The 24990-nt window shown below is 54.8% G+C and carries 19 protein-coding genes; 11 read left to right on the top strand and 8 right to left on the bottom strand.

Features of this window, described 5'->3' with window-relative positions:
- Positions 1 to 113 precede the first annotated feature (113 nt).
- Positions 114 to 2969, top strand: a complete 2856-nt coding sequence (gene rcsC / locus Q3A88_RS06035; protein WP_317177586.1) for a two-component system sensor histidine kinase RcsC — start codon at positions 114 to 116, stop codon at positions 2967 to 2969.
- Positions 2970 to 3006: 37 nt separating this feature from the next.
- On the opposite strand, the gene rcsB is transcribed toward rcsC, so the two are convergent.
- From rcsB to Q3A88_RS06020, 3 genes are read right to left on the bottom strand one after another with little or no spacing between them, the layout of a single operon-like run.
- Positions 3007 to 3657 (bottom strand): response regulator transcription factor RcsB, encoded by a 651-nt coding sequence (gene rcsB, locus Q3A88_RS06030; RefSeq protein ID WP_005976164.1) that lies wholly within the window; start codon positions 3655 to 3657, stop codon positions 3007 to 3009.
- 8 nt (positions 3658 to 3665) lie between these two features.
- A complete protein-coding gene (gene rcsD, locus Q3A88_RS06025; protein WP_317177585.1) occupies positions 3666 to 6350 on the bottom strand; it encodes a phosphotransferase RcsD in 2685 nt (894 codons plus the stop codon).
- Between the two features lie 16 nt (positions 6351 to 6366).
- Positions 6367 to 7536, bottom strand: a complete 1170-nt coding sequence (locus Q3A88_RS06020; protein WP_014914574.1) for an MFS transporter — start codon at positions 7534 to 7536, stop codon at positions 6367 to 6369.
- A 401-nt stretch (positions 7537 to 7937) separates the two neighbouring features.
- On the opposite strand from Q3A88_RS06020, the gene menF reads away from it, so the two are divergent.
- The 6 genes from menF (at position 7938) to menE (ending at position 15239) form a co-directional block, all read left to right on the top strand.
- Complete coding sequence (gene menF / locus Q3A88_RS06015; RefSeq protein WP_205543855.1) at positions 7938 to 9260, top strand: isochorismate synthase MenF; 1323 nt, start codon at positions 7938 to 7940, stop codon at positions 9258 to 9260.
- A 220-nt stretch (positions 9261 to 9480) separates the two neighbouring features.
- Positions 9481 to 11163, top strand: coding sequence for a 2-succinyl-5-enolpyruvyl-6-hydroxy-3-cyclohexene-1-carboxylic-acid synthase (gene menD, locus Q3A88_RS06010; protein ID WP_110163672.1), 1683 nt, complete (start codon positions 9481 to 9483; stop codon positions 11161 to 11163).
- A 29-nt stretch (positions 11164 to 11192) separates the two neighbouring features.
- Positions 11193 to 11951, top strand: a complete 759-nt coding sequence (gene menH, locus Q3A88_RS06005; RefSeq protein ID WP_110163671.1) for a 2-succinyl-6-hydroxy-2,4-cyclohexadiene-1-carboxylate synthase — start codon at positions 11193 to 11195, stop codon at positions 11949 to 11951.
- A 5-nt stretch (positions 11952 to 11956) separates the two neighbouring features.
- Positions 11957 to 12814, top strand: coding sequence for a 1,4-dihydroxy-2-naphthoyl-CoA synthase (gene menB, locus Q3A88_RS06000; protein WP_010301311.1), 858 nt, complete (start codon positions 11957 to 11959; stop codon positions 12812 to 12814).
- On the top strand, positions 12814 to 13785 hold the full coding sequence (gene menC / locus Q3A88_RS05995; protein WP_040034534.1) for an o-succinylbenzoate synthase: 972 nt from the start codon (positions 12814 to 12816) through the stop codon (positions 13783 to 13785). Before menB ends, menC begins: the two co-directional genes overlap by 1 nt.
- Positions 13773 to 15239, top strand: coding sequence for an o-succinylbenzoate--CoA ligase (gene menE, locus Q3A88_RS05990; RefSeq protein WP_110163670.1), 1467 nt, complete (start codon positions 13773 to 13775; stop codon positions 15237 to 15239). Before menC ends, menE begins: the two co-directional genes overlap by 13 nt.
- Before the next feature lies 1 nt (position 15240).
- Here the strand turns inward: menE and Q3A88_RS05985 are convergent, their stop codons facing one another.
- Positions 15241 to 15453 carry a catalase gene (locus Q3A88_RS05985; RefSeq protein WP_233990023.1) on the bottom strand — a complete coding sequence of 71 codons (213 nt, stop codon included), beginning with the start codon at positions 15451 to 15453 and terminating at the stop codon, positions 15241 to 15243.
- A gap of 249 nt (positions 15454 to 15702) precedes the next feature.
- Here Q3A88_RS05985 and Q3A88_RS05980 point away from each other — a divergent pair, with 249 nt between their 5' ends.
- Positions 15703 to 16242, top strand: a complete 540-nt coding sequence (locus tag Q3A88_RS05980) for a YfaZ family outer membrane protein (RefSeq protein ID WP_110163668.1) — start codon at positions 15703 to 15705, stop codon at positions 16240 to 16242.
- Between the two features lie 84 nt (positions 16243 to 16326).
- Here Q3A88_RS05980 and tyrP read toward each other — a convergent pair whose 3' ends face one another.
- Positions 16327 to 17535 carry a tyrosine transporter TyrP gene (gene tyrP, locus Q3A88_RS05975; RefSeq protein ID WP_039312270.1) on the bottom strand — a complete coding sequence of 403 codons (1209 nt, stop codon included), beginning with the start codon at positions 17533 to 17535 and terminating at the stop codon, positions 16327 to 16329.
- 221 nt (positions 17536 to 17756) lie between these two features.
- Here tyrP and Q3A88_RS05970 point away from each other — a divergent pair, with 221 nt between their 5' ends.
- Complete coding sequence (locus Q3A88_RS05970; RefSeq protein ID WP_317177584.1) at positions 17757 to 18950, top strand: nicotinamide mononucleotide deamidase-related protein YfaY; 1194 nt, start codon at positions 17757 to 17759, stop codon at positions 18948 to 18950.
- A gap of 432 nt (positions 18951 to 19382) precedes the next feature.
- On the opposite strand, the gene Q3A88_RS05965 is transcribed toward Q3A88_RS05970, so the two are convergent.
- The 3 genes from Q3A88_RS05965 to tesA all read right to left on the bottom strand — a co-directional run bounded on the left by Q3A88_RS05965 (position 19383) and on the right by tesA (position 21833).
- Entirely contained in the window at positions 19383 to 20243 is an 861-nt protein-coding gene (locus Q3A88_RS05965; RefSeq protein WP_039466751.1) for a co-chaperone YbbN, read from the bottom strand.
- Between the two features lie 110 nt (positions 20244 to 20353).
- Positions 20354 to 21124: an SDR family oxidoreductase gene (locus tag Q3A88_RS05960; protein WP_317177583.1), complete on the bottom strand. Its 771-nt coding sequence runs from the start codon at positions 21122 to 21124 to the stop codon at positions 20354 to 20356.
- A 28-nt stretch (positions 21125 to 21152) separates the two neighbouring features.
- Positions 21153 to 21833: a multifunctional acyl-CoA thioesterase I/protease I/lysophospholipase L1 gene (gene tesA, locus Q3A88_RS05955; protein WP_317177604.1), complete on the bottom strand. Its 681-nt coding sequence runs from the start codon at positions 21831 to 21833 to the stop codon at positions 21153 to 21155.
- Between tesA and ybbA the strand changes: the two genes are divergently transcribed.
- Entirely contained in the window at positions 21759 to 22490 is a 732-nt protein-coding gene (gene ybbA, locus Q3A88_RS05950) for a putative ABC transporter ATP-binding protein YbbA (protein WP_317177582.1), read from the top strand. The two genes, tesA and ybbA, sit on opposite strands and share 75 nt — an antisense overlap.
- Positions 22487 to 24916, top strand: coding sequence for a putative ABC transporter permease subunit YbbP (ybbP, locus tag Q3A88_RS05945; protein ID WP_317177581.1), 2430 nt, complete (start codon positions 22487 to 22489; stop codon positions 24914 to 24916). The genes ybbA and ybbP overlap by 4 nt, the downstream gene beginning before the upstream one ends.
- Positions 24917 to 24990 lie beyond the last annotated feature (74 nt).

Genomic DNA, 24990 nt, shown 5'->3' with positions numbered 1-24990 from the left:
CTTTTCATTAAACCGGAATGAGTAGAGTAAGCCAGCGCGATGCGCTGGCTTTTTTTATCGACTCTCGGTAGTGTATCAGCCAACTAGTTCTTCCATTATTCAACGGTATCCATTTGAAATATCTCGCCTCATTCCAGACCACATTAAAGGTGTCCCGCTATTTGTTTCGGGTTCTGGCGGTCATGCTGTGGGTATTGGGTGCGCTGATATCTGTTTTTTATGTCACTAAAGTATTGAATGAAAAAGAATCAGAGCTGCGGCAGGAGTATAACCTCAGCTTTGATCAGTCGCAGGGTTACATCCGACATGCGTCGGATATTGTGCGTGAACTCCAGTATCTGGCGGCAAATCGCTTGATGCTGGCAAGAGAAAAGGCAGAGCCGCCAGCGGAAGGGGGCCCCGGTGTCTCCGTTTATGCGCTGGCTCCCGGCGCAACCTGTTCCACACAATATGGTGGGAATGCGGCGCTGCTCTCATTGAGCCATTTTTTCAACGGCTGGCAGGATAATTTCTCTGCCGTCTACGATCTTAATCGAGTCTTTTTTGTCGGTGGCGATCGGCGCTGTATGGTTGATTTTGGCATCCGTAACCAGTCACTCGACCGTGATAACTTGCTTAAAAATGTGCAGGATCGGTTTCAGGATCAGAAGAAGAGTCGCACCCAAAGCGGACGCGATGAAACGATCTATTGGATTACCCCCGCGTCGATCCCCGATGTCGGCTATTTATATGCGCTGACGCCGATTTATGTGGATAACAAGCTGGAAGTCATCATGGGGATTGAACAGACGATTCGTCTGGATGACTTCGTCACCATGGGTAAATTTCCGATCAGTGCCCGGCTGCTGGATCAATATAATCAGGTTGTTTTGCAGTTTTCCGATGATAAAGAGCGTTACGCTTCGTCGGTAGACGGCTATCCCTCCGATCATAACTATTTTGGCTATGTGAATGGGTATGATGAACTCATTCTGAAGAAGTCGCTGCCGCCGACGTCATTCAGCATCGTGTATTCGCTGCCGTTGAAAGTGCTGCTCTCCCATATCAGCGCCTTGATGATCAATATGCTGGTGCTGAATATGCTATCGGCTATCTTGCTGTTTGTACTGGCGCTGGTGTTTGAGCGGAAAATGCTGTTGCCAGCGGAAGTGAATGCGTTCCAGTTGGAAGAAAACGAGCAGTTTAACCGCAAGATTGTCGCATCGGCACCGGTAGGCATTTGTATCCTGCGTATTAATGACGGCACGAACATCCTCAGTAATGAACTGGCGCACAACTATCTCAACCTGCTTACCCACGAGGATAGGCTGCGCATTACCCGCATCATTTGCGAGCAGCAGTCCAAGTTTGTGGATGTCATGACCAGCCGCAATCATCACCTGCAAATCAGCTTTGTCCATTCGCGCTATCGTAATGAAAACGTGGCGATTTGTGTGCTGCTGGACGTCAGCGCGCGCGTCAAAATGGAAGAATCGCTACAGGAAATGGCGAATGCCGCCGAGCAGGCAAGCCAGTCTAAATCGATGTTCCTTGCCACCGTCAGCCATGAATTGCGTACGCCGCTGTACGGGATTATCGGTAACCTCGATTTACTGCAAACCAAATCGCTGCCGCAGGATGCCAATCGTCTGGTTGCCGCGATGAACAACTCTTCCTCACTGCTGCTGAAAATCATCAGCGATATCCTCGATTTTTCCAAGATTGAATCGGAGCAGTTGAAGATTGAAGCGTGTGAGTTTGCGCCGCATGAAGTCATCAGCCACATCACCAGCAACTATCTCCCGCTGGTGGTCAAGAAACGCCTGACGCTGTACTGCTTTATCGATCCGAATGTGCCGGTCAGCCTGTTCGGCGATCCCGTACGTTTGCAGCAGGTGTTATCTAACCTGCTGAGTAACGCCATCAAATTTACGGACACGGGCTGCATCATTTTCGAAGTCGGCTGTCGCGATGGTTATCTGGAATTTGTGGTGCGTGATACCGGCGTGGGGATTCAACCTCGCGAGGCGGTGAAGCTGTTTGACCCGTTCTTCCAGGCAGGGAGCGGTGTTCAGCGGCATTTTCAGGGCACGGGCTTAGGGCTGGCGATTTGTGAAAAGCTGGTCAATCTGATGGATGGAGACATTACCATCGAATCGGAACCGGGGCTCGGTAGCCTGTTTGGCGTCAGAATTCCGCTGTACAAAGCGCGCTATGCCCCAGCGGCGATCAATGCCAGTCTGCAAGGGAAAACGTGCTGGTTGAGAATACGCAATGCCCGGCTGGAGGCTTATCTGCTGACGCTGTTGCAGGATCAGGGGTTGCAGGTGGCGCGTTATCAGAATCAAACCGTGTCGCCTGATGATGTGATGATTAGCGATTATGCGTCAGAAGAGGACGTTAACGTTCGGGCGCATATCGTGATGAGTGGCTCGCATACCGGGTTAGCGCAGGAAGTGAGTGATGGGCACTGGGTACAAGGGACGTCCACGCCTCAACATCTGCCGGATTTGCTGGAGAAAATCTATCGCTCAGAAAGCGAGGACAGACATCGCATCGAAATTTCACCACCGCTGACCAGCTACGTACGGGCTGAGAATGGCGACATTATGATTCTGGTGGTTGACGATCACCCCATCAACCGTCGACTGCTGGCGGATCAGCTCAGTTCTCTGGGCTATCAGGCGATGACGGCGAATGATGGCGTAGACGCACTGGGCGTATTGAGTAAAAACCACATCGATATCGTGCTGACGGATGTCAACATGCCGAATATGGATGGTTATTTGTTCACTCGACGTATGCGCGAGCAGGGGTTACGTTTCCCGGTTATCGGCGTAACGGCAAATGCGTTGGCGGAAGAAAGAGAACGTTGCCTCGGGGCTGGGATGGACCATTGTTTGTCAAAACCGGTTACGCTGGATACGTTGCAGCAGGCGTTGGTGCATTACAGTAACGTGGTGCGTCAGGCGAGAACCTCTGTGGAATAACCTGCACCAGCGGCTGCCGGTGCAGGAGAGGAAATCCTTAGTCTACCTGCGTCGCGCCGCCGTTAACGGAGGACAGGTAATTCAGCAGGGCGATATCGTTCTCGACGCCCAGCTTGGTCATGGCTGACTTCTTCTGGCTACTGATCGTTTTGATACTGCGATTCAGTTTTTTGGCGATTTCGGTAACCAAAAAGCCTTCTGCAAACAAGCGCAGCACTTCACTTTCTTTCGGGGACAGGCGTTTGTCGCCGTAGCCGCTGGCGCTGATTTTCTCTAGTACTTTGGATACGCTGTCCGGCGTGAATTTCTTCCCTTTTTGCAGGGCAGCCAGCGCTTTGGGTAAATCGGTCGGCGCACCCTGTTTCAGTACGATGCCTTCGATATCCAAATCCAGCACCGCGCTCAGAATTGCCGGATTATTGTTCATGGTAAGAACAATAATAGAAAGGTGAGGAAAATGGCGCTTAATGTATTTAATGAGGGTAATACCATCGCCGTATTTATCGCCTGGCATGGATAAATCGGTGATTAAAACATTAGCGTCCAGCTTAGGTAGGTTATTGATCAGCGCTGTTGAGTCTTCAAATTCGCCAACCACATTGACCCATTCAATCTGCTCAAGCGATTTTTTGATGCCAAAAAGAACAATAGGATGGTCGTCGGCAATAATTACGTTTAAGTTACTCATCGTTTTGGTTACTCATCTTGTTGGCTACCTTGCTGCCCTTTAGGTTCTGCTGGGGATAGTAATGCACTGACAAACCTCTCAATTTCATGAAGGTTAGCCTCGATCTGTTCACTATCATGCGCGGTAATATGCTGTTCAAGCTGTTCACACAACTGCTTGCCAGGATGCAGATTAAGCATGGCAAACACGCCTTTCAGCCGGTGTGCCGTCTGCGAAAGCGACGGAAAATCGCCTGCTTCCACTTCAGTATACAGCCTCTTTAAATCATCCGGTACTGTCTCCACGAACAGCGAATAATAGTCGCTTGCTGCTAATTGTGCGGCGTAAAATTCGACATTATCCGGTTCCCCTTCCTGTAGCGCATCGGGTGATGTTTCCAGTTGTAGCTCAATCAGCTTAAGTAATGCCTCCAGCAGGAGGTGGCTGATATTATAATTCACCCGCAAACGGCGCGGGCCCAAAGGCGTTACTGTGTCATCGTCATGACTCAACAGCAGCGTATAATCTGCTTTTTTCTCCGGGTCGTCAGTCATGCAGATATCTGCTTCCTGATTAATCTGGCGTTCATCGCTAACCAGATAATTCGCACCCCAGCCCGTCAGCATATTGCCGACAATATGCTGTACTTCATCAGACGTCACATCCAGCAGAACGGTAATACCATCCAGCAGTTTTTCTTCCTCAACGGGAAGCGCTTCCGGCTCCAGTTTTAGCGTCAGAATATAGTGTGTGCCTAATCCGGCCTTACTGTTGATAGCTAACGCGCCGCCCAGTTTATTACAGAGTTGATTGCACAAAAATAAGGTCAATCCTGAATTTTGTCCGAAACGATCGGACGTCGCAGGATGCAGGAAAGGGTGTCGAATATTTTCCTGTTCTTTGCCTGAAACATTCGTTCCCGTATCGCTAATCTGAATAATCAGCGTATCCGACTCATTATTTTTTCTATCAATCGATACCGTAATCTTGCCGTAATCCGTATTGGTCACCGAATAATTCAGCAACAGCGCCAGCGTCTTTTTCAACAGCTCGGCATCACCCACGTAGGTTTGATTCATATCCAGATTGTAATGATGGAATAGGGTCAGACCTTTTTGATTCAATCGTGGCAGTAGCTCAAGGAGAACATGGTCGATAGCCGTCAGCAGTGAAAAACTCTCGTTGATCACATTCCATTCCTGCGCTTCCAGTTTCTCGTGCAAGGCGATATTTTCCAGCAGCTCGATAGCGCAGCGGGTATCCGCCGTTAGCTGATCCAGCGTGGGTGTCGGTACGTTTGCTGTCTCGCTGTGGCGTAGTGCATGAATATGCTGCCGTAGTGAAATCAGCGGCTGTTTGAATTCGCTGAGCAGATTTTGGAATAACCGTTTTCTGGCATGAATATTCTTTTCGTATTCACGCTGGGCGAGCAGTAGTTTGCGCTGTACCAGAATCTCTTTATCCTGTTCACGCAGCAGGAAGAGGCAATAGTCAGGCGAATATCGGCTACGGATTTGGCGGATTTCATACATCTCATTATTAATCGTGACCTGAATGACGCCCTGATGCTCGTCCGCCATATTGGTGATTTTTTGCAGGCTCAGGTGCGGAAGTAACTGCTCTGCGCGCTCATTCTGTATGACGACTTTATTGTTGCTGAAATCATAAACCAGCACGCCCATTGGGATTCTGCCCGTGGTTTCGCGGTAAATATTCAGCGTCTTTTCCAACTGGCGAGAGACATCCTCGCCAGGATGCGCATACTGCCGACGGAAAAGATAAAAGCCGACGATGGACAAACTCAGCAGAACCAGATTCAGTAGCAGAAGCCAGACGTTATTACGTAATGAATCAATAATCAGGGCTTTTACTGGCATCTGAAAAACGATTTTTATCGGTGCATTCACGAGTGTGGCGGAGATTTCAAGATTCGAGCCATGAAGCTGAACGTCAGCCGTGCCCTCGCCATTATTGTTGTCCATATTGCTGGCCGCCGGCGTATCCGGCTTCAGCATAAGATGCTCACGCGGGATGGTGTCTGGGATTAAATCGTTAATCGGTAAATCGAACGCCAGAATTGTCGCCAGATGGCCCGGCTGATTGAATGTGGTGCGCAGTGTAAAATAGTAGTCGTTATAGAAGCGTAATTTACGCAGCGGGGAAAAACTTTCGCGTTCGTCTAATACATTCGCCTGTTGCAGCATTTCCGTCCGGCGGGCTTCGGCGATGACCGTAATGTAATTGCCACGGAACTGTGAGGAGATATCTTTCAGCGTCTGCGTGGAAATCATCGTCAGGCTGTTGTCGATACCATTCAGGTAATACATGGAATAGACGCTATTCTCCGCTCCCCAGAGAATATCAAGATAACGTGATATCCGGCGAACCGAGGTGAGCGTCCCTTTATCGTGTTGCCCAAAAATCAGCGCGTCTGTTTTCTGACCGTTTTTTTCTACGTAGAAAACATTCGGCATTAAATTAATGGCGGTAATGTTGGTGTCGCTAGCGGCGGGTTCGCTGTTCAGGCTGCCGTATATTTGATAGGTGAAAAAACGATAGGTATCGACGCGTTTTTGTATGCCCTGAGCGATGGTCGTCAGCGAGTGTTTTTTGTCCGCCAGCAAATCGTTGATGTAGTTATAGCCAAACGTTCCGGTAATCAGGAGCGAGAGCACGGTAAGGAGTGAAAAATAACGCAGGATCATGGCTGGCATCAATTAACGCTCCTGATTAGCGGATAACGGCACGTGCGCTGGCGCTAACGCCCAGCAATAAAAGTGCGACAAACCCGAATGCGGTAGCCAAATTGCTGAACTGTGCAATAAAGCCAAGAATGGTCGGGCCGATCAGAATACCTGCATAGCCTACGGTAGTAATGGAGGCGATGGCCAGATTCGGCGGCATGATCTTTTGATTCCCTGCTGCGCTGAACAGGATCGGCACCACATTCGATGCGCCGATGCCCACCATCACAAAGCCCAGAATGGCGGTGATCGCATTATCAATGCTGATCGTTAACACCAGACCGAGTGCGGCGCAGAGGCTGCCACCGGTCAGAATCGCGTAGCGGCCGAGCGCATTAACGATGCGATCGCCGTTCAGCCTGCCCAGTGTCATCGCGACGGAAAACGCTGCATAGCCCATGCCCGCCTGCGCGCCGCTCAGGTTGCGTTCAACCGTTAAAAAGAGGGCGCTCCAGTCCAGTATGGACCCTTCGGCTAAAAACATGATGAAGCACAGTGAGCCAATGAACATCACCCAGCCGCGCGGGATGACAAACAGCGGGCCGCCCTCATCTTGATTTGTGGTGCGCAGCAGGTGTTGATGCGCCGTTGCCATCGCTATCAGCATAAGTGCGACAATCGCCAGAATTGCCATCAGCGGAGACAGGCCAAGCCACAGCAGGGCGCTGACGCCGCCTGCGCCGACAATCCCTCCGATGCTAAAGAAACCATGAAAACCGGACATCATCGCCCGGCCGCTCGCCCGTTCGACGATGACAGCCTGAATATTCATCGCGACATCGATCATCCCCATGGACGCGCCGAAAAAGAGCAGCGTTATCGCCATCAGAGGCAGCGTTTCTGCCTGCGTCAGTGCGGGTAATACCAGGCAAAGCAGCGCGCTTGCCAGCAAAATAACGCTGCGGCACCCCAGTTTACTGGTGAGAAAACCGGTCAGCGGCATGGCTAAGAGTGAGCCAATACCGAGAGAAAGCAGCAACATCCCCAAAGAGGCATCACTGATAGCCAGCCGCGTTTTGACAAAGGGCACCAGCGGCGCCCAAGACGCCATAGCAAAGCCCGCAACAAAGAAAACGATGCGCGTGGCTGCCTGTGCTTTCTTGCCTGGCAGATTCTGATTAATGCATAACGGGTTGGAATTCAGCGTTGTACTCATCCTGATGAAGCTATCCGGTCGACGTAACAAAAGCCTATTTTTACCATAGTTAGCGGTCTGAATGGAAAGAATCCTGGTGTTCGGTTTTGGTGTGAGGGAAGAAGGAAGAGGTGGGGCAGTGGAGCGGGCAAAAAAATGCCGATTAGATAATCGGCAAAAGAATCGGTCAATTGAAGCAATAATGATGATGGAAGAGGATTTTAGAGCGATGCGCGCGACCCGTTTTGCCGTTTGGTGCGATTTTAGCCCGTGTTCACCGTTATGGTCATGAAGATAACCCTAAAAAGTGCGGTGGGACGTACCCTGCTGAGGGTAGCCTGTTGGTCTTGCGTAACCTCTCACCCACGACGTGTTTTTTTCCCGTATAATCCCCTACTTTGTGTTAGGTCTCCGGGGTAACGGTGAAACAACTTTCCGACTTGCTGCAGCATCTGCAGCAGGATTTGCGCGAGCCACAGCCTGAACGCGCAGGTTTCAGACAAATAACGCGTTCGTTGACCCTCAGCGACGCGTCTGAGCTATTGCCGTGGCTGGCGACTCAGCCAGTGTACCCCCAGTTCTATTGGCAACACCGTCAGGATCGTGAAGAAGCCGCCGTGTGCGGCAACGTGTGCGGGTTTCACCACATTCAGGATGCTGAGGCATTCCTTGTTCAGCAGCAATGCGATCCCGATGTGCGCATCTGGGGGCTGAACGCGTTTAATCAAACGAAAGAGGGGGGGGCTTCTTCACCCGGCTACCTGTTTTTGCCCCGGGCGGAACTGCGGCGTCAGGATGATACACTTAGCCTGACTATTAACCTGTTCAGTGACACGTCATTGCAGCAGGATGCCATTGAAGCCTCGGCGTTTATTAACCTGCTTCTGCCACCCGCTCCGCAGCCTCTTTTGCATGCGGAAGTGCAGTCCGTCGGGCATCAGCCGGAGCGTCAGGGATGGATCGATTTGCTCCAGCGAGCGCTGCATGACATCAATGCCGGGCTAATGGAAAAGGTGGTTCTGGCGCGGGCAACCACACTCACGTTGACGCAGCCGTTACAGGCCACCACCTTTATGGCCGCCAGCCGAGCGGCAAATCACCACTGTTTCCATTTCATGCTGGCGCACGATGCGCGTCATGCGTTTCTCGGTTCCAGCCCGGAGCGGCTTTATCGCCGTCGAGGTAGCGAACTGGAAACAGAAGCGCTGGCGGGGACGGTGGCAAGCGATCGCGATGCACGCAAAGCCACGGAACTGGCCGATTGGCTGATGAATGACACCAAAAATCAGTGCGAGAACATGCTGGTGGTGGATGATATTTGTCAGCGATTACAGCAGTCCGCGCTGTCGTTGGATGTGATGCCGCCGGAAATTGTGCGCCTGCGTAAAGTACAGCATCTGCGCCGAACCATTCACGCCACGCTGCGCACCGCATCCGATAGCGCGTGCCTGAATGCGTTACAGCCCACGGCCGCCGTCGCGGGTCTGCCGAGACAAGAGGCTCGCCGTTTTATTGCTGAACATGAACCGTTTGAACGCGGCTGGTATGCGGGTTCCGCAGGTTACCTTTCGCGGCAGCAGTCTGAATTCAGCGTGGCGCTACGTTCGGCAGAAGTGCGGGATCATGTTTTAACGCTTTATGCCGGAGCCGGAATTGTGGCGGGTTCTGATCCAGAACAAGAATGGCAGGAGTTAGAAAACAAAGCAGCAGGGCTAAGATCCCTGTTAGACGGTGATATGTCATAGTTTTGTTTTATGGTTGTTGTGCGAGGTACTGGTTTATATCAAAGTCAGCGCGATAAAAAAAAATATAATAAGGCTGATCTCGATGTTTGCTGAAGGTCAACCAGGCCGACAACAGCTCGATCATTCGTATTTTGCCTATATCCATCATTTTCTGTGAGCATACAGCCAGTACACAGGAAGATGGCGGGAATAACCTGCAACCTGAGTTGTTGAGTACAACATGTCAACAAGTGTATTTAATCGCCGCTGGGCTACATTACTGCTGGAATCGCTGACCCGCCACGGTGTCCGGCATGTCTGCATCGCGCCTGGTTCTCGTTCCACCCCGCTGACGCTGTCTGCGGCGGACAATCACGCACTGATTTGCCACACGCATTTCGATGAGCGGGGGCTTGGGCATCTGGCGCTGGGGCTGGCAAAAGCCTCACGCGAGCCGGTTGCGATTATCGTGACGTCAGGCACCGCCGCGGCGAACCTTTATCCTGCCATCATCGAAGCTGGGCTGACCGGCGAACGTCTGGTGGTGCTGACAGCCGACCGCCCGCCGGAACTGATTGATTGCGGTGCGAATCAGGCGATTCGCCAACATGCACTGTATGCTTCACACCCCACGCTGGCGCTGGATTTACCGCGCCCCACGCCCGACATCCCGGCTAGCTGGCTGGTTTCCTCTGTGGATAGCGCAATGGCGCGACTGACGCACGGCGCGTTGCACATTAACTGCCCCTTTGCTGAACCGTTGTACGGTGCCGATGACGGCACGGCGTATCAGGACTGGTTAATGACGCTGGGCGACTGGTGGAACAGCCGTGAACCCTGGCTGCGTGAAATGCGCCAGAGTACGCTGGCGGTGCAGCCGGACTGGCCGCAGTGGCGACAGAAGCGGGGCGTTGTCCTCGCCGGTCGCGTGACGCCAGAACAAGGTGCGCGACTCGCGGCGTGGGCGAACGAACTGGGCTGGCCGCTGATTGGTGACGTCCTGTCTCAAAGCGGGCAGCCGTTACCCTGTGCGGATATTTGGCTGGCGCATCCTGATGCGGCGGCTCGTCTGCGGCAGGCGGAAATTGTCTTGCAGTTCGGCGGCAGCCTGACCGGTAAGCGCCTGCTGCAATGGCAGGAACAGTGCCAGCCGCAAGAATTCTGGTTAATTGACGATTTGCCGGGACGGTTGGATCCGGCTCACCATCGCGGGCGCCGTCTGGTGGCAGACGTGGGCGAATGGCTGTCTGCGCATCCGGCACATAAACAAGCGCCGTGGGCGGATTTGTTGACGGATATTGCCGACAAAACGCAGCGGCAGATCGACGCGCATCTGGCTTCCCGTTTTGGTGAAGCGCAGCTGGCGCAGCGGATACCGGCACTGTTGCCGCCGGATGGACAGCTGTTTGTCGGCAACAGCCTTGTGGTACGCCTGATCGACGCGCTGGCGCAACTCCCGCAGGGATATCCGGTGTACGGTAACCGCGGAGCCAGCGGCATCGATGGCCTGATCTCCACGCTGGCCGGTGTACAGCGTGCCACGTCAAAAGCCACGCTGGGCATCGTCGGCGATCTTTCTGCGTTATACGATTTGAATGCGCTGGCGCTGCTGCGTCAGGCTCCCGCACCGCTGGTGCTGATTGTGGTGAACAATAACGGCGGCCAGATATTTTCCCTGCTGCCGACGCCGGTTGCACAGCGTGAAGCGTTTTACTGTATGCCACAAGATGTGGAATTCGGCCACGCGGCCGCGATGTTTGGCCTGAATTACGTGCGCGCCGAGAGCTGGGAACAGCTGGCGAATACGGTGGCGAATTGCTGGACTCAAGGCGGCGTCACGCTGCTGGAAGTGGTGGTTGAACCGAAGGACGGCGCAGCAACGCTTAATGAACTGGTCGCGCAGGTGGCGACGTGGTCGCACTAGAGCTTCAAGAGCTAAGCTGCCGGAAGGTGATGCAGGGCGCGGTGGCTTCTGGGCAGCCGTGGTTGGTGTGCCTGCATGGTTTATTAGGCAGTGGCGAAGACTGGCTGCCCGTTCTGCCGTTTTGTCGCGACTGGCCGGTGTTGCTGGTGGATTTACCCGGACACGGTGCGTCGCGAACGATTTCCACAACAGATTTTGCCGATGTTAGCCGCCAGTTAAGCAAGATGCTGTTGGATCAAGGCATTGAGAATTACTGGCTGCTAGGCTATTCGCTCGGCGGGCGTATTGCGATGTATCACGCCTGCAACGGACAGCATGACGGCATGCTGGGGCTGCTGGTCGAAGGCGGTCATCCCGGACTGGCAACGCCGGAATTGCGTACGGAGCGTATCCAGCATGATGCACGCTGGGCGCAACGCTTTCGTCAGGAGCCGCTGCCCACGGTCTTGCAGGACTGGTATCAGCAGGCGGTGTTTGCCGATCTGGATTCAGCGCAGCGTGAACAGCTGATCGCGCGCCGCAGCACGAATCACGGTGCGTCCGTTGCGGCAATGCTGGAAGCGACCTCGCTGGGGCGACAGCCCTTTTTAGCGGAACGCCTCCAGCACCTGTCGATACCTTTTGTTTACTTATGCGGTGCCAGCGACGTGAAGTTTCAAACGCTGGCGGCGCAATACGGCCTGCCGTTACTGAGCGTGGCTCAGGCGGGTCATAATGCTCATCAGGCGAATCCAATGGCCTATGCCGAGCGGGTTCGCTCTTTTCTTTTGCATCACGTTAAGGATTGATAACTATGCTTTATCCGAGTGAAGATCTGCTTTACGCACCGATTGAATGGCACGATTGCAGCGGCGACTTCGCCGATATTCTCTACCATAAATCCATCGATGGCATTGCCAAAATCACGATTAACCGTCCTCAGGTTCGCAATGCGTTCCGTCCGCAAACGGTAAAAGAGATGATTCAGGCGCTCGATAATGCCCGTCACGACGACGGCATCGGGACGATCATTCTGACCGGCGCTGGCGATAAGGCATTCTGCTCCGGCGGCGATCAGAAAGTACGCGGTGACTACGGCGGTTATCAGGATGACAGCGGAGTGCATCACCTGAACGTGCTGGATTTCCAGCGTCAGATCCGTACCTGTCCGAAGCCGGTTGTCGCGATGGTCGCAGGATATTCCATCGGTGGCGGACACGTTCTTCACATGATGTGTGACCTGACGATTGCGGCAGAGAACGCCATCTTCGGTCAAACGGGTCCACGCGTTGGTTCTTTCGACGGCGGCTGGGGCGCGTCTTACATGGCGCGCATCGTCGGTCAGAAGAAAGCGCGTGAAATCTGGTTCCTCTGCCGACAGTACGATGCGGCGCAAGCGCTGGATATGGGGCTGGTTAACACCGTGGTTCCGTTGGCAGATCTGGAAAAAGAGACGGTACGCTGGTGCCGTGAAATGCTGCAAAACAGCCCGATGGCGCTGCGTTGCCTGAAAGCGGCGCTGAACGCAGACTGCGACGGTCAGGCTGGCTTGCAGGAGCTGGCGGGCAACGCCACCATGCTGTTCTACATGACGGACGAAGGGCAGGAAGGCCGTAACGCGTTCAACGAAAAACGTCAGCCTGACTTCAGCAAATTTAAACGGAATCCGTAATGCGTCAGGTCACACTCTATCGTTACAGCGTGCCGATGGAAGCCGGAGTGGTGCTGCGCAATCAGCGTCTGAAAACCCGCGATGGGCTTATCGTTCGCTTGCAAGACGGCGAGCGATTGGGATGGGGCGAGATTGCGCCGTTGCCGGAATTCAGCGTGGAAACGCTGGCAGAGGCGGAATCAGCTGCGCTTGAACAGCTAAAATCGTGGGCGGCAGGGGCGGCATTTTCTGACGATCTTCCGCCTTCTGTTGCCTTTGGCTTGAGCTGTGCGCAGGCCGAGCTGGATCAGCGTCTGCCGCAGGCGGCGGACTATCGCAAAGCGCCATTGTGCAGCGGCGATCCTGACGAGCTGTTTGACATGCTACAGGCGATGCCGGGCGAGAAAGTGGCAAAGATCAAAGTCGGCCTGTACGAAGCGGTGCGTGACGGCATGATCGTTAACGTGCTGCTGGAAGCCTTGCCGGATCTGAAACTCCGTCTGGATGCCAACCGCAGTTGGACGCGTGCCAAAGCGGACGGCTTTGCCCGCTACGTTGCGCCGTCATTACGTTCGCGCATTGCCTTTCTCGAAGAGCCTTGCAAAACCCGTGAGGAATCTCGCGAGTTTGCGCGGGAAACGGGTATCAGCATTGCCTGGGACGAAAGCGTGCGCGATGCGGATTTTCGGGTGGAAGCCGAGCCGGGTGTGAGCGCGATTGTGATCAAGCCTACGCTGGTCGGCAGCCTCGCTCGCTGCCAGCAGCTGGTGCAGGAAACGCATCAGGCTGGATTAACGGCGGTGATAAGCTCCAGCATCGAATCCAGTCTGGGCTTAACGCAGCTGGCGCGTTTGGCGCACTGGCTGACGCCGGACACGATCCCTGGGCTGGACACGTTGGATCTGATGCAGGCGCAGGTGATTCAATGCTGGCCGGAGAGTGCGCTACCGCTGCTGGCTGCTGAGCAACTGGACGTGGTATGGCAATCCTGACTGACTGGCCGTGGCGACACTGGGCTGACCAGACGCCCCAGCCTGTTTCGTTGAATGAGTCTGTCGCCTTGATTGACGACGAAACCCGCTGGAGCTGGCAGTCGCTTGCCCAGCGGGTGGATCATCTGGCAGCGCATTTCACACAGCAGGGCGTGACGGCCGAGAGTACGGTCGCGCTACGCGGGAAAAATAGCGTCCATATGCTGTTCAGCTATTTGGCGCTGTTACAGTGCGGCGTGCGCGTGCTGCCGCTGAATCCACAGTTACCTGATGCATTAACCGAGGCGCTGCTGCCCACGCTGAATGTGGCGTATGGTCTGTGCCTGAATGATAAACCGTGGCCGAATGCGATACGCACGCTTTCTTTGCCGCCAATTTCTTTGTCATCAGACTCTGCGCCATCAGGCGATACCGAAGAAAGTCGCTGCATCGATCGATTACGCTGGCAGGCCGATCTGCTGGCGACGCTGACGCTGACATCCGGCTCCAGCGGGATGCCAAAAGCAGCGGTGCATTCATTTGCTGCCCATCTCTCCAGCGCGGAAGGTGTGGTGCAGATGATGGCATTTTCCTCCAGCGACAGCTGGCTGTTGTCACTTCCGCTCTTTCACGTTTCCGGGCAGGGCATCGTCTGGCGCTGGCTTGCGACTGGGGCAACGCTCGTTGTCCGCGCACATCAGCCTCTGGATAGGGCATTGCGCGACTGCACCCATGCTTCTCTGGTGCCAACGCAACTGTGGCGACTGCTGTCAGAGGGGACATTCCCTTCGGCACTGAAAGCCGTATTGCTTGGTGGCGCGATGATTCCGCAGGCGCTGACACAACAGGCGGAAGCGCGAGGCGTCAGCTGCTGGTGTGGCTATGGTCTGACGGAACTGGCGTCCACGGTCTGCGCGAAACGTGCTGACGGGCGTTCGGGCGTCGGCATGCCGCTGCACGGGCGAGAGATTCGGCTGGCGGAGGATGAAATTCTGCTGCGTGGCAGCACGCTGGCCGCGGGCTATTGGCGTGACGGAAAACTGATTCCATTAGTCGATGATGACGGTTGGTTCCACACGCGGGATCGCGGGCGATTTGCCGAGGATGAATGGCACATTCTGGGGCGTCTGGATAACCAATTCTTCAGCGGTGGAGAAGGGATTCAGCCCGAGAATATCGAAGCCGTACTGTTGACACATCCTGATGTTCAGCAGGCCTGCATTGTGCCTGTTGACGATGCGGAGTTCGGCCATCGTCCTGTTGCGGTATTGGAGGTGGCACAAGCCACGACGCTTGATGCAATACGCGATTGGCTACAGCCACAGCTTGCTGGATTTCAGCGCCCGGTTGCGTATTATGCGCTGCCTGCTGAACTGAAAAATGGTGGGATTAAGCTTTCTCGCCAGCAGGTGAAAAGCTGGGTCAATGCCATGCATCATTCGCCCAACACAACAGGCCGCGCAGCGCGGTCGTAGGTTAGTTGTCCGGTGCGCTGGTGCCGGATTTCGCCACTTTTCGCGGATGATTGGTCTGATTATTGGCGCTGGTTTCACGATCAAATAGCGCCAGCTTCTCCAGAAACCACATGTCCTGAAACCGCATTGGGCTGTGCCTGTCGGAACTCACCGCGCGAGGGGCATCCATCGTTGTAGCGCGCTTTTCTGTGGCTAATTTTCCTTCTCTCATCATCGTTTCCTTCTGCCTGTTTTATCGTCATCCATGGTGATTACTATTATTCACTTTGTCTTTTTGGCGCAAATAGGCGGCGCTTATTGCTGTTATTGTCAGCAGCGCAGAAGGCAAACTTTCATGATTATTAAAAGAATAAATCGCTGCTCAGGGCAATTTCATGCTGGAGTGAGGGGGCGTTTCGGGTAGAATCGGCAACGATAACACCTTTACACGCGCGTTTAACGACGGTTTTTAAGGATATTGAAAATGAAAAAGTTTGTGATTGCCTGTGTGGGAAGCTTGTTACTTGCAAGTGCTTCTGTACATGCCATTAGCCTTTCCGGGGAAGCAGGCCGCGATTACGCAGGTGCCAGTGCGGGCTTCGGTCTGGGCATTCCAGGGCTTGCGGGCAATGTGAGCTATGCCCACGGCGACAACAACAATGATGTATACGGCTTCGGTCTGGGATACACCATTCCTGTTGGCCCACTCAAACTGACGCTGGGTGGTAAAGCACTGTACCTGAATCAGGAGCATGGTAATGATGGCTATGGTGTCGCACTGGGCGGTGGTGTGCAGTGGCCGCTGAGCCGTCAGTTCTCGCTGTATGGTGAAGGTTACTATTCACCGGATTCCTTCTCCAGCCATGTCGACCACTATGTTGAAGGGAAAGCAGGCGTACGCTGGCAGGTGTTTGCACCGCTGAGCGTTGATGTCGGTTACCGCTACATCAACATGGCGCGTGAGAACGGCCCGGATAACAGACTGGCGGATTCTGCCTATATTGGCGTTGGTCTGAGCTTCTAATAGTTCTCTGAAGTTCGAAAGAAAAAGAGCGTGAATGTTGAGTTCACGCTCTTTTTTTATGTCTTGGATTAACCGATGAGAAGGTTAACTAATCGACGGTAGCCAGCCTGCCACCATCGCCAGTTGGATCAGGATAATCGCTACGCCGCTGGCGAAGACCAGTGCCAGAACCGGGGCGCCACCGCGCGTTGCGCGTATTTCAGGGCGCTGTTTGCGTACCTGCCAGCTCAGCAGAACGGGAATAAGCAGTGCCAGCACGGCCAGCGCAATTGCCGCATAGCCTAGCGCCATCACAAAACCTTGCGGATAAAAGAGAGCAAACACCAGCGGGGGAATGAAGGTCAGCAAGCCCGTTTGCGCACGCCCGATGATGCTATTTTTACGTTTAAACAGATCGGCTAAATAATCGAACAATCCAAGCGCCACGCCGAGGAAAGAGGTTGCCAGTGCCAGATCGGCAAACAGGTGGACGGCCAGTTCAACGTGCGGAGAGGCAACCAGCGTACGAATAGCCTGCATCAACCCATTCAATCCCGCCTGATCGGCCAAAATAGCATTGAATGTTGAAGAGCTGAGGCTGCCCAGCATCACGAGCTGCCAGAAAATATAGGCAATCAGCGGTATTACGCTACCGATAAGGAATATTCGGCGCAGCTTACGGCTGTCGCCACCCATGTAGTGCACGATACTGGGGATACTGCCGTGAAAGCCGAACGACGTCAGAATGACGGGTAATGCCGAGAGCGTCAGGCCCTGTTGCAGTGGTAGCGTTAAGAGGTTGACGCGCTGAATATGCGGCACCATGACGGCCAGCATGATGACAAGCATCAGTACTTTGCCGCTAAACAGGATACGGTTAAACAAATCGACGGAGGAGGTGCCGATACAGACGACGCCGCCGGCAACCAGCGTGAAGAGCAGAATGCCTGCGGACAATGGAAGTGAGTAGCCACTCCACTGGCTAATACTGCTGGCGAGCAGCTCGCCTGCGCCGCTGATATACGCTGCCGTTAGCGCATACATCAGAAATAGCATACTGAAACCGGTGATCCACTGTCCCCAGCGGCCGAGGTAGATTTTTGCCAACGTGCCTAGCCCGGTGTGCGAAGGCTGATGCTGATACACTTCAACCAGCAATAAGGCGCTGTAACACATCAGTGCCCACAAACCGATTAATATCATCAATGTAGTACCAAACCCGACGCCGGCGGTTGCTAGCGGCATCGCCAACATTCCAGCTCCGATAGTGGTGCCTGCAACGATAAAAATGCTGCCAAGAGTACGATTTTTCACCTATTCCTCTATAAATAGCGTGGCTATCCAGATATTTTTGGCAGCAGGGTAGAGTATTCAGTGATTTCTGTCAAAACGCCGTTACGAGGGGTGTAATTTTATATTTACACTGGAGTGAGGTTCGTCGGCGGTGGCGTATTTTGGGGCGGGCTGAAAGAAATATTGTGTTTGTTCATCCGACTTTTTAAAGTGGTTTCAGGATCGTCACGAGGAATAAAAAAATGCTTAGGGTCGAGATGTTATGTACCGGCGATGAAGTGCTGCATGGTCAGATTATTGATACCAATGCGGCCTGGCTGGCGGATTATCTGTTTCAGCAGGGATTACCGATGACCAGCCGGATGACGGTGGGGGACGATCTCGATGCGCTGGTGACGGCGATAACGCAGCGTAGCCAGATAGCCGATATTCTGATTGTGAACGGCGGCTTAGGGCCGACCAGCGACGATCTCAGCGCGTTGGCAGCGGCCACCGCAGCAGGAGAAGGGCTGGTTGAGCACGCGGAATGGCTGGCGCGTATGGAGGCGTTCTTTGCCGAGCGTGGCAGAGTGATGGCACCGAGCAACCGCAAACAGGCACAAATCCCCGCCAGTGCGGAAATGGTGGATAACCCGGTGGGCACCGCCTGTGGCTTTGCACTGCAACTGAACAAATGCCTGATGTTTTTTACGCCGGGCGTGCCGTCTGAGTTTAAGGTCATGGTCGATCAGCAAATTATGCCGCGCCTGCGTGAGCGTTTTGCTGTTGCTGATGCCCCGCTGTGCCTACGCCTGACCACCTTTGGCCGATCCGAGAGCGATCTGGCAAGCCAGTTGGACGGCATGGCGTTACCGCCGGGCGTGGTGTTGGGCTACCGCTCTTCTATGCCGATTATCGAGCTCAAGCTAACCGGCCCTGCTGCACAGCAGGAAAACATGGAGCAACTGTGGGAAACGGTGCGCACCGTGGCAGGGGAAAATACCATCTTCGAAGGAACCGAAGGGTTACCGGCACAGCTGGCACGGCGTCTGGCTGAGCGTGATATGACGCTGGCAGTGAGTGAAGATTTCACGGCAGGATTGCTCAACTGGCAGCTCCAGTCGGCAAATACGCCGCTGGCGGGCGGAGAACTGCTGGCAAAGGTTGAGGATACTAACCTGTCTGGGCTAGCGGACTATGCTCGCCATCTGGCGGAGCGTCAGGGGGCGTCGTTAGCGCTGGTTGTGGGTAACCGGAATGATGCGGAGCTGTCATTAGCGCTGCATACGCCGGAAGGATCTTTCGCCCAAACGATACAGTTCAACGTACAGCGCTACAGCCTGAAAACGCATCAGGAAGTTGTTGCGATGCTGGCGATGAACATGCTGCGCCGCTGGCTAAACGGCTGGTCAGTGTACGGCGGACACGGTTGGATCACGGTGTTGAAGACGCTGTAGTCAGCGGGGAATTACCGAGGATCTTATCCTTAACCTGCCTTAGCCACACTTCTATTCGGCTTTCGGGGTTAGTTTCGTGCGCGATAATACCGTCATTTTCATGCTACCTCGTAGCACGCGCCCGACACGGGACGGCTCAATCGCCGCTCGCCCCGTGCCCCCAGGCTTTTTGGCGTGAATTGCGCCGCTGTGCGGTGCCTTCGGCGCTCGTTTCCGCTTGTCGAGCCGCTGGTGACGCGTTCCCTACGCGGCACCAGCTTGCGCGGCATCCATGCCGCTCACTCGGCGGTAACGATCACCTCAGCGCAATTTTTACGCCGGGTTAGCACGCCCGAAACTATCGCATCAATCTAGCATAAGCCGATAAGCCGCTAATACTCGCCTGCAAATAAAAAGGCCAGAATCAACATTCTGGCCTTTTCCACAAGAGAATCAATACAGCAACGAGTAGAGCTGTCGACGGTAGCGGGCGGCGAGGGCGTCGCTGGTGCCGAGGGCGGCCATGATGTCCATTAGCGTTTTACGTGCGCTGCCGTTAGCGGCGGCCAGATCTTTCTTCAGGAAGCCCATCAGCAGTTCGAGCGCTTCTTCGTTACGCCCAACCTGATGCAGTTGCAGCGCAAGCTGTACCGCCAGCTCCGCATTTTGCGGGTCGGCGTCCAACTGCTGTTGTAGATGCTGAATTTCTGGCGTATCTGCTGCCTGTTTCAGCAACTCAATCTGGGCAACAAGGCTGTGATAGCGGGTATCCCTGTCTTGCAAAGGAATGGTGGCCAACACGGCTTCCGCATCTTCACTGCGGTTGATCTGAATCTGCACTTCTGCCAGCATCAGACCGATGTCGCTGCGCTGTTGGCTGAGTTGCCAGGCGTCTTTCAGCAGTTGCATCGCTTCCGGCAGTTTGTCTTCCTGAATCAGCTGCTGCGCCTGTGCGACTTTCAGCTCTTCTTCTTTCGGCAGTGCGCGTTTCAGCAACTCACGGATGGCCTCTTCCGGCTGTGGCCCCTGAAAACCGTCCAGCGGTTGCCCGTCTTTAAACAGATACACGGTTGGGATTGAGCGCAGGCCAAACTGGGCGGCTACGCGCTGTTCGGCATCACAGTCAACCTTCGCCAGAACAAACTGTCCGGCGTACTCCTGCGCCAGCTTGTCCAGTACCGGTTCCAGCTCCAGGCAGTGCTGGCTACGCCCCGACCAGAAGTAAAACAGGACTGGCAGTGTCGTGGAGTGTTCCAACACCTGATGCAGGTTGGATTCATTGACGTCAACGATAGTCGCTTGTTGTTCTAACATGAGTAGTCTCTCTTACTTCTTGAATTCATTTGACTCTTAGATGGGGCCTGTCGGTGTCACTTACAAGCCTTGTGCAGAGGTGAGTGCGCAATACATCGCCCTCTGCGACCTTATCCTCGTAATACCTTATCCAGAAGACACCCCGGTAGCAAACGACGCAGCCAGGTTAAGGCGTGAGCCACCAGCGTCACGGGATAGCGTAATTTAGGCCGTGAGCTTTCCAGCGCATGATGGAGCTTCGGTAATATCGCTTCCGGCGGCAGCGTGAAGCGCTTGGCGATGCTGGGGTTGGTCACCGGTTTGTCCGTCTGCGTCTGTGCGACATTGCTGGTAAAGCGCGTACTGATCGGGCCGGGCTCGATCAGGCTGACGTGCAGGCCGCTGCCGTGGAGTTCCATACGCAACGCATCTGACCAGGCTTCCAGCGCATATTTGCTGGCGGCATACGCACCGCGACCTGGCGTTGACACCAGTCCCAGTACGGAACTGGTCTGGATGATGCGGCCTTCACCATGAGGCAGCATCGCAGGTAATAACAGCTGCGTGAGCTGATGCGTGCCGAACAGGTTGCTGGAAAACTGCCGTTCAAGCTGCTGGCGCGAAATGGTATTTAACGGACCATACAGGCCGTATCCGGCGTTATTAAACAAACCGTACAGGCGGTTATTGGTCAGCCTGATCACCTCCGCAGCGGCTTGCTCCACGCTGGCGCTGTCATCCAGATCGAGCGTAATCGCTTCCAGGCCTAGCGCAGTCAGACGAGCAACATCCTCTGTACGGCGGCAGGCTGCAATCACGCGATAGCCACGTTTTTGCAGATCCTGAGCGGCAATCAGGCCAATGCCGCTGGAGCAACCGGTAATGAAGACCGTTTTTTGCATAACTTTACCTAATTCAAAAGCCTATTTATTAAGACTCATGGTTAACTAAGGGTTCCAGCTGCTTCGCCATCCATTCTGCGATAAACGGTTGGGCATCCCGGGTTGGATGGATGCCATCTTCCATCATCCACTCCGGTTTAAGATACACCTGCTCCATAAAGAAAGGCAGCAGCGGAAGTGCAAACTGCTCCGCCAATTTGGGGTAGATATTGCTGAATGACTCGGTGTAGCGACGGCCATAGTTGGTCGGCAAACGGATCTGCATGAGCAGTGGCTGGGCGTCAGCTTGTTTGACCAGCGTGATGATTTTCGTCAGATCCTGCTCGATATTGGCTGCCGGAAATCCCCGGAGCCCATCATTGCCGCCCAGTTCAATCAACACCCAACGCGGCTGATGCTGTTTCAGCAGGGCAGGAAGTCGCGCCAGCCCTTGTGCTGTGGTGTCACCGCTAATACTGGCGTTAACCACCGCGATGCCTTTTTTCTGCGTCTGCCACTGTGTGTTCAGCTGCGTTGGCCACGCGTTAGCGGCCGGCATCTGATAGCCCGCACTGAGGCTATCGCCCAGAATTAATAATGTGTCAGCGGCGAAAGCGCGTACGCTGCATAATCCCAGAAGCAAAAGGACGAAAACATGTTTGCGAAGACCAGCCCAGCGAGTGCTACGCCAAGCGAAACTGCGCACGTAGAAAACATTCTTGAAGTTCATCATCTTAGTAAGCACGTTGGTCAGGGAGAAAATCGGCTTTCCATCCTTACCGGAGTTGAGCTTATTGTCAAACCTGCGCAGACAATTGCCCTGATTGGGGAATCTGGTTCGGGGAAATCGACCTTACTGGGGATTTTGGCCGGGCTGGATGATGGCACGGAAGGCGACGTGAGCCTGATGGGCAAGTCACTCAACGCATTGGATGAAGAAGGTCGTGCGGTGCTGCGCGCTCAGCACGTTGGTTTTGTCTTTCAGTCTTTCATGCTGGTGCCGACGCTGAATGCGTTGGAGAACGTACAGTTACCCGCGTTGCTGCGCGGTGAAAGCGACAGCCACAGCCGTGGTCAGGCCGAGCAGCTGTTACAGCAGCTCGGGCTAGGTGAGCGCTTACATCATCTTCCCGCTCAGCTTTCCGGCGGTGAGCAGCAGCGTGTGGCGCTGGCACGCGCGTTCAGCGGTCGTCCTAACGTCTTGTTTGCCGATGAACCTACCGGAAATCTGGATCGTAAAACCGGTGAACGCATCGTTGATTTGCTGTTTTCCCTCAATCGCGATTATGCCACGACGCTGATTCTGGTGACGCACGATGAACAGCTGGCGGCGCGCTGCGAGCGACGTCTGCGGTTAGTCGACGGCAAGCTGCGGGAGGACGCATGATCTGGCGGTGGTTCTGGCGCGAATGGCGCTCTCCTTCCTTATTGATTGTCTGGCTGGCGCTAACGCTGGCGGTGGCTTGCGTGCTGGCGTTGGGCACCATCAGCGACCGCATGGAAAAAGGGCTCAGCCAGCAGAGTAGAGATTTTCTGGCAGGTGACCGCGTGCTGCGTGCGTCGCGGCCTGTCGCGGACACCTGGCTTCAGGAAGCGGAGCAGCGCGGGCTGACGCTTAGCCGCCAGATTTCTTTCATGACCATGACATTTGCGGGCGATACGCCGCAGCTGGCGCAGGTTAAAGCGACGGACCAACGCTATCCGCTGTACGGTAATTTGCAGACGCGCCCTGAAGGGCTGCATGCGGAAGCGGGAACGGTGCTGGTGGCTCCACGACTGTTGGCCTTACTTGATCTGAAAGTCGGTGACATGCTGGACGTCGGCGATACCTCGCTGCGCATCAGCGGTGAACTGATTCAGGAACCGGATGCCGGCTTTAATCCGTTTGAGACCGCGCCGCGTATTCTGATGAATCTGGATGATGTCGAGAAAACGGGGGCGATTCAGCCGGGGGGCCGCATTACCTGGCGCTATATGTTTTCTGGCAATGAGAAGCAAATTAGTGAATTCAGCAATTTCATCAAGCCACAGCTTAAGCCCGATCAGCGCTGGTATGGCATGGAAGACTCCGAAGGCGCGCTGAGCCAGTCGTTAAAAAGGTCGCAGCAGTTCCTGTTGCTGTCGGCGTTGCTGACGCTGCTGTTGTCTATTGCCGCGGTCGCAGTGGCGATGGGGCACTACTGCCGCAGCCGCTATGATTTGGTCGCTATTCTAAAAACGCTGGGGGCAGGCAAACAGGCGCTGAGGCGATTAATCATCGGGCAGTGGCTTTCCGTACTTGGTCTGGCAGCGGTTTGCGGTAGCGTGCTCGGCCTTGGGTTTGAGGCGCTGCTGATGAAAATGCTGGCGCCGGTGCTGCCTGCAACACTGCCAGCCTCCGGGCTGTGGCCGTGGGTATGGGCGCTGGGATCGCTGGTGCTGATCTCACTGCTGGTTGGGCTGCGTCCTTATCGACTGCTGCTGGCGACACAGCCGCTGCGCGTGTTGCGTCAGGATGTGGTGGCGAACGTGTGGCCGCTGCGCTATTACCTGCCGATCGTCCTGATTATTGTCGTCGGGCTGCTAGCCGTGTTGTCCGGTGGCGGCGTGTTGCTGTGGTCGCTGCTTGGCGGTGTGGCGGTGCTGTCGCTACTTTTGGGTGTCATTGGCTGGGGTGGTCTGCTGCTGCTACGGCGTTTGACGGTTAAACGACTGGCGTTGCGTCTGGCGATTAATCGCCTGCTGCGCCAGCCGTGGTCGACGCTTAGTCAACTGGCTGCGTTTTCGCTGTCCTTCATGCTATTGGCGCTGCTGCTGGTGATGCGCGGTGATTTGCTTGAACGCTGGCAGCAGCAGTTACCGCCGGGTAGCCCGAACTATTTCCTGCTGAATATCACGGCAGATCAGGTGCCACAGATAAGGGATTTCCTTTCTCAGCATGAGGTGATGCCGGAGCAGTTCTTCCCCATTATTCGTGCGCGCCTGACGGAGATTAATCAGCAGGTTGCGACGGAAGTGATCCACGAGGACGATCCGGGGGGGAACACGGTGAACCGTGAGCTGAACCTGACCTGGATGAACGGGATCCCGCAACACAATGTGTTGGTAGAGGGCGAAGCGCCGAAGACGGGCGAAGTCTCGATGGAAGCGAAAGAAGCCAAAGAGATGGGGATCAAGATTGGCGATACGCTGACCTTTACCGGCGACACGCAGCCGTTTAGCGCCACGGTGACCAGTTTCCGTCAGGTGGATTGGGAAAGCTTGCGTCCGAATTTCTTCTTTATTTTCCCTGTGGGGGCGTTGGATAACCAGCCGCAGTCCTGGCTGACCAGCTTCCGCTACGATGGCGACGAGAAGATGATTACGCAACTGAATCGCCAGTTCCCGACGGTGAGCGTGCTGGATATCGGCAGTATTCTGCGTCAGGTTGGGCAGGTCTTGCAGCAGGTGAGTCGCGCGCTGGAGATTATGGTCATCCTGGTGCTGTTCTGTGGCGTGCTGCTGTTGCTGGCTCAGATTCAGGTTGGGATGCGTCAGCGACGTCAGGAACTGATGGTGTATCGAACGCTGGGGGCTGGGCTGCGTCTGCTGCGTACCACGCTGTGGTGTGAATTCGCGGTGCTGGGCCTGGTTGCGGGAACTGCGGCGGCGATTGGCGCAGAGTCGGCCCTGTGGTTGTTGCAGCGTAAGGTCTTTAACTTTGCCTGGGAACCGAATATCGGGATGTGGATAGCACTGCCGTTAATCGCGGCGTTCCTTCTGTCGCTCTGCGGCGGCTGGCTGGGGCTGCGTCTGTTACGCGGTAAAGCACTGTTCCGGCAGTTTTCGGGGTAATGCACTAACAGAAGGCTGGCGCATTGCTGGCCTAAGATTGCTGATAAAGTCCGTAGAGCGGGCGCAACGGATAG

The sequence above is a fragment of the Pectobacterium sp. HCp5_1 genome (assembly GCF_032905925.1).
GTDB lineage: Bacteria > Pseudomonadota > Gammaproteobacteria > Enterobacterales > Enterobacteriaceae > Pectobacterium > Pectobacterium brasiliense_A.
Note: the sequence above shows the minus strand (reverse complement) of the source record. Positions and strands in the feature narration are given on the sequence as shown.

Coding starts and splice junctions, on each gene's coding strand:
- rcsB (WP_005976164.1), bottom strand. CDS start 3,657: ATGAGTAACTTAAACGTAATTATTGCCGACGACCATCCTATTGTTCTT.
- rcsD (WP_317177585.1), bottom strand. CDS start 6,350: ATGCCAGCCATGATCCTGCGTTATTTTTCACTCCTTACCGTGCTCTCG.
- Q3A88_RS06020 (WP_014914574.1), bottom strand. CDS start 7,536: ATGAGTACAACGCTGAATTCCAACCCGTTATGCATTAATCAGAATCTG.
- menD (WP_110163672.1), top strand. CDS start 9,481: ATGTCAACAAGTGTATTTAATCGCCGCTGGGCTACATTACTGCTGGAA.
- menH (WP_110163671.1), top strand. CDS start 11,193: ATGCAGGGCGCGGTGGCTTCTGGGCAGCCGTGGTTGGTGTGCCTGCAT.
- menB (WP_010301311.1), top strand. CDS start 11,957: ATGCTTTATCCGAGTGAAGATCTGCTTTACGCACCGATTGAATGGCAC.
- menC (WP_040034534.1), top strand. CDS start 12,814: ATGCGTCAGGTCACACTCTATCGTTACAGCGTGCCGATGGAAGCCGGA.
- menE (WP_110163670.1), top strand. CDS start 13,773: ATGGCAATCCTGACTGACTGGCCGTGGCGACACTGGGCTGACCAGACG.
- Q3A88_RS05985 (WP_233990023.1), bottom strand. CDS start 15,453: ATGATGAGAGAAGGAAAATTAGCCACAGAAAAGCGCGCTACAACGATG.
- Q3A88_RS05980 (WP_110163668.1), top strand. CDS start 15,703: ATGAAAAAGTTTGTGATTGCCTGTGTGGGAAGCTTGTTACTTGCAAGT.
- Q3A88_RS05970 (WP_317177584.1), top strand. CDS start 17,757: ATGCTTAGGGTCGAGATGTTATGTACCGGCGATGAAGTGCTGCATGGT.
- Q3A88_RS05965 (WP_039466751.1), bottom strand. CDS start 20,243: ATGTTAGAACAACAAGCGACTATCGTTGACGTCAATGAATCCAACCTG.
- Q3A88_RS05960 (WP_317177583.1), bottom strand. CDS start 21,124: ATGCAAAAAACGGTCTTCATTACCGGTTGCTCCAGCGGCATTGGCCTG.
- ybbA (WP_317177582.1), top strand. CDS start 21,759: ATGTTTGCGAAGACCAGCCCAGCGAGTGCTACGCCAAGCGAAACTGCG.
- tesA (WP_317177604.1), bottom strand. CDS start 21,833: ATGAACTTCAAGAATGTTTTCTACGTGCGCAGTTTCGCTTGGCGTAGC.
- ybbP (WP_317177581.1), top strand. CDS start 22,487: ATGATCTGGCGGTGGTTCTGGCGCGAATGGCGCTCTCCTTCCTTATTG.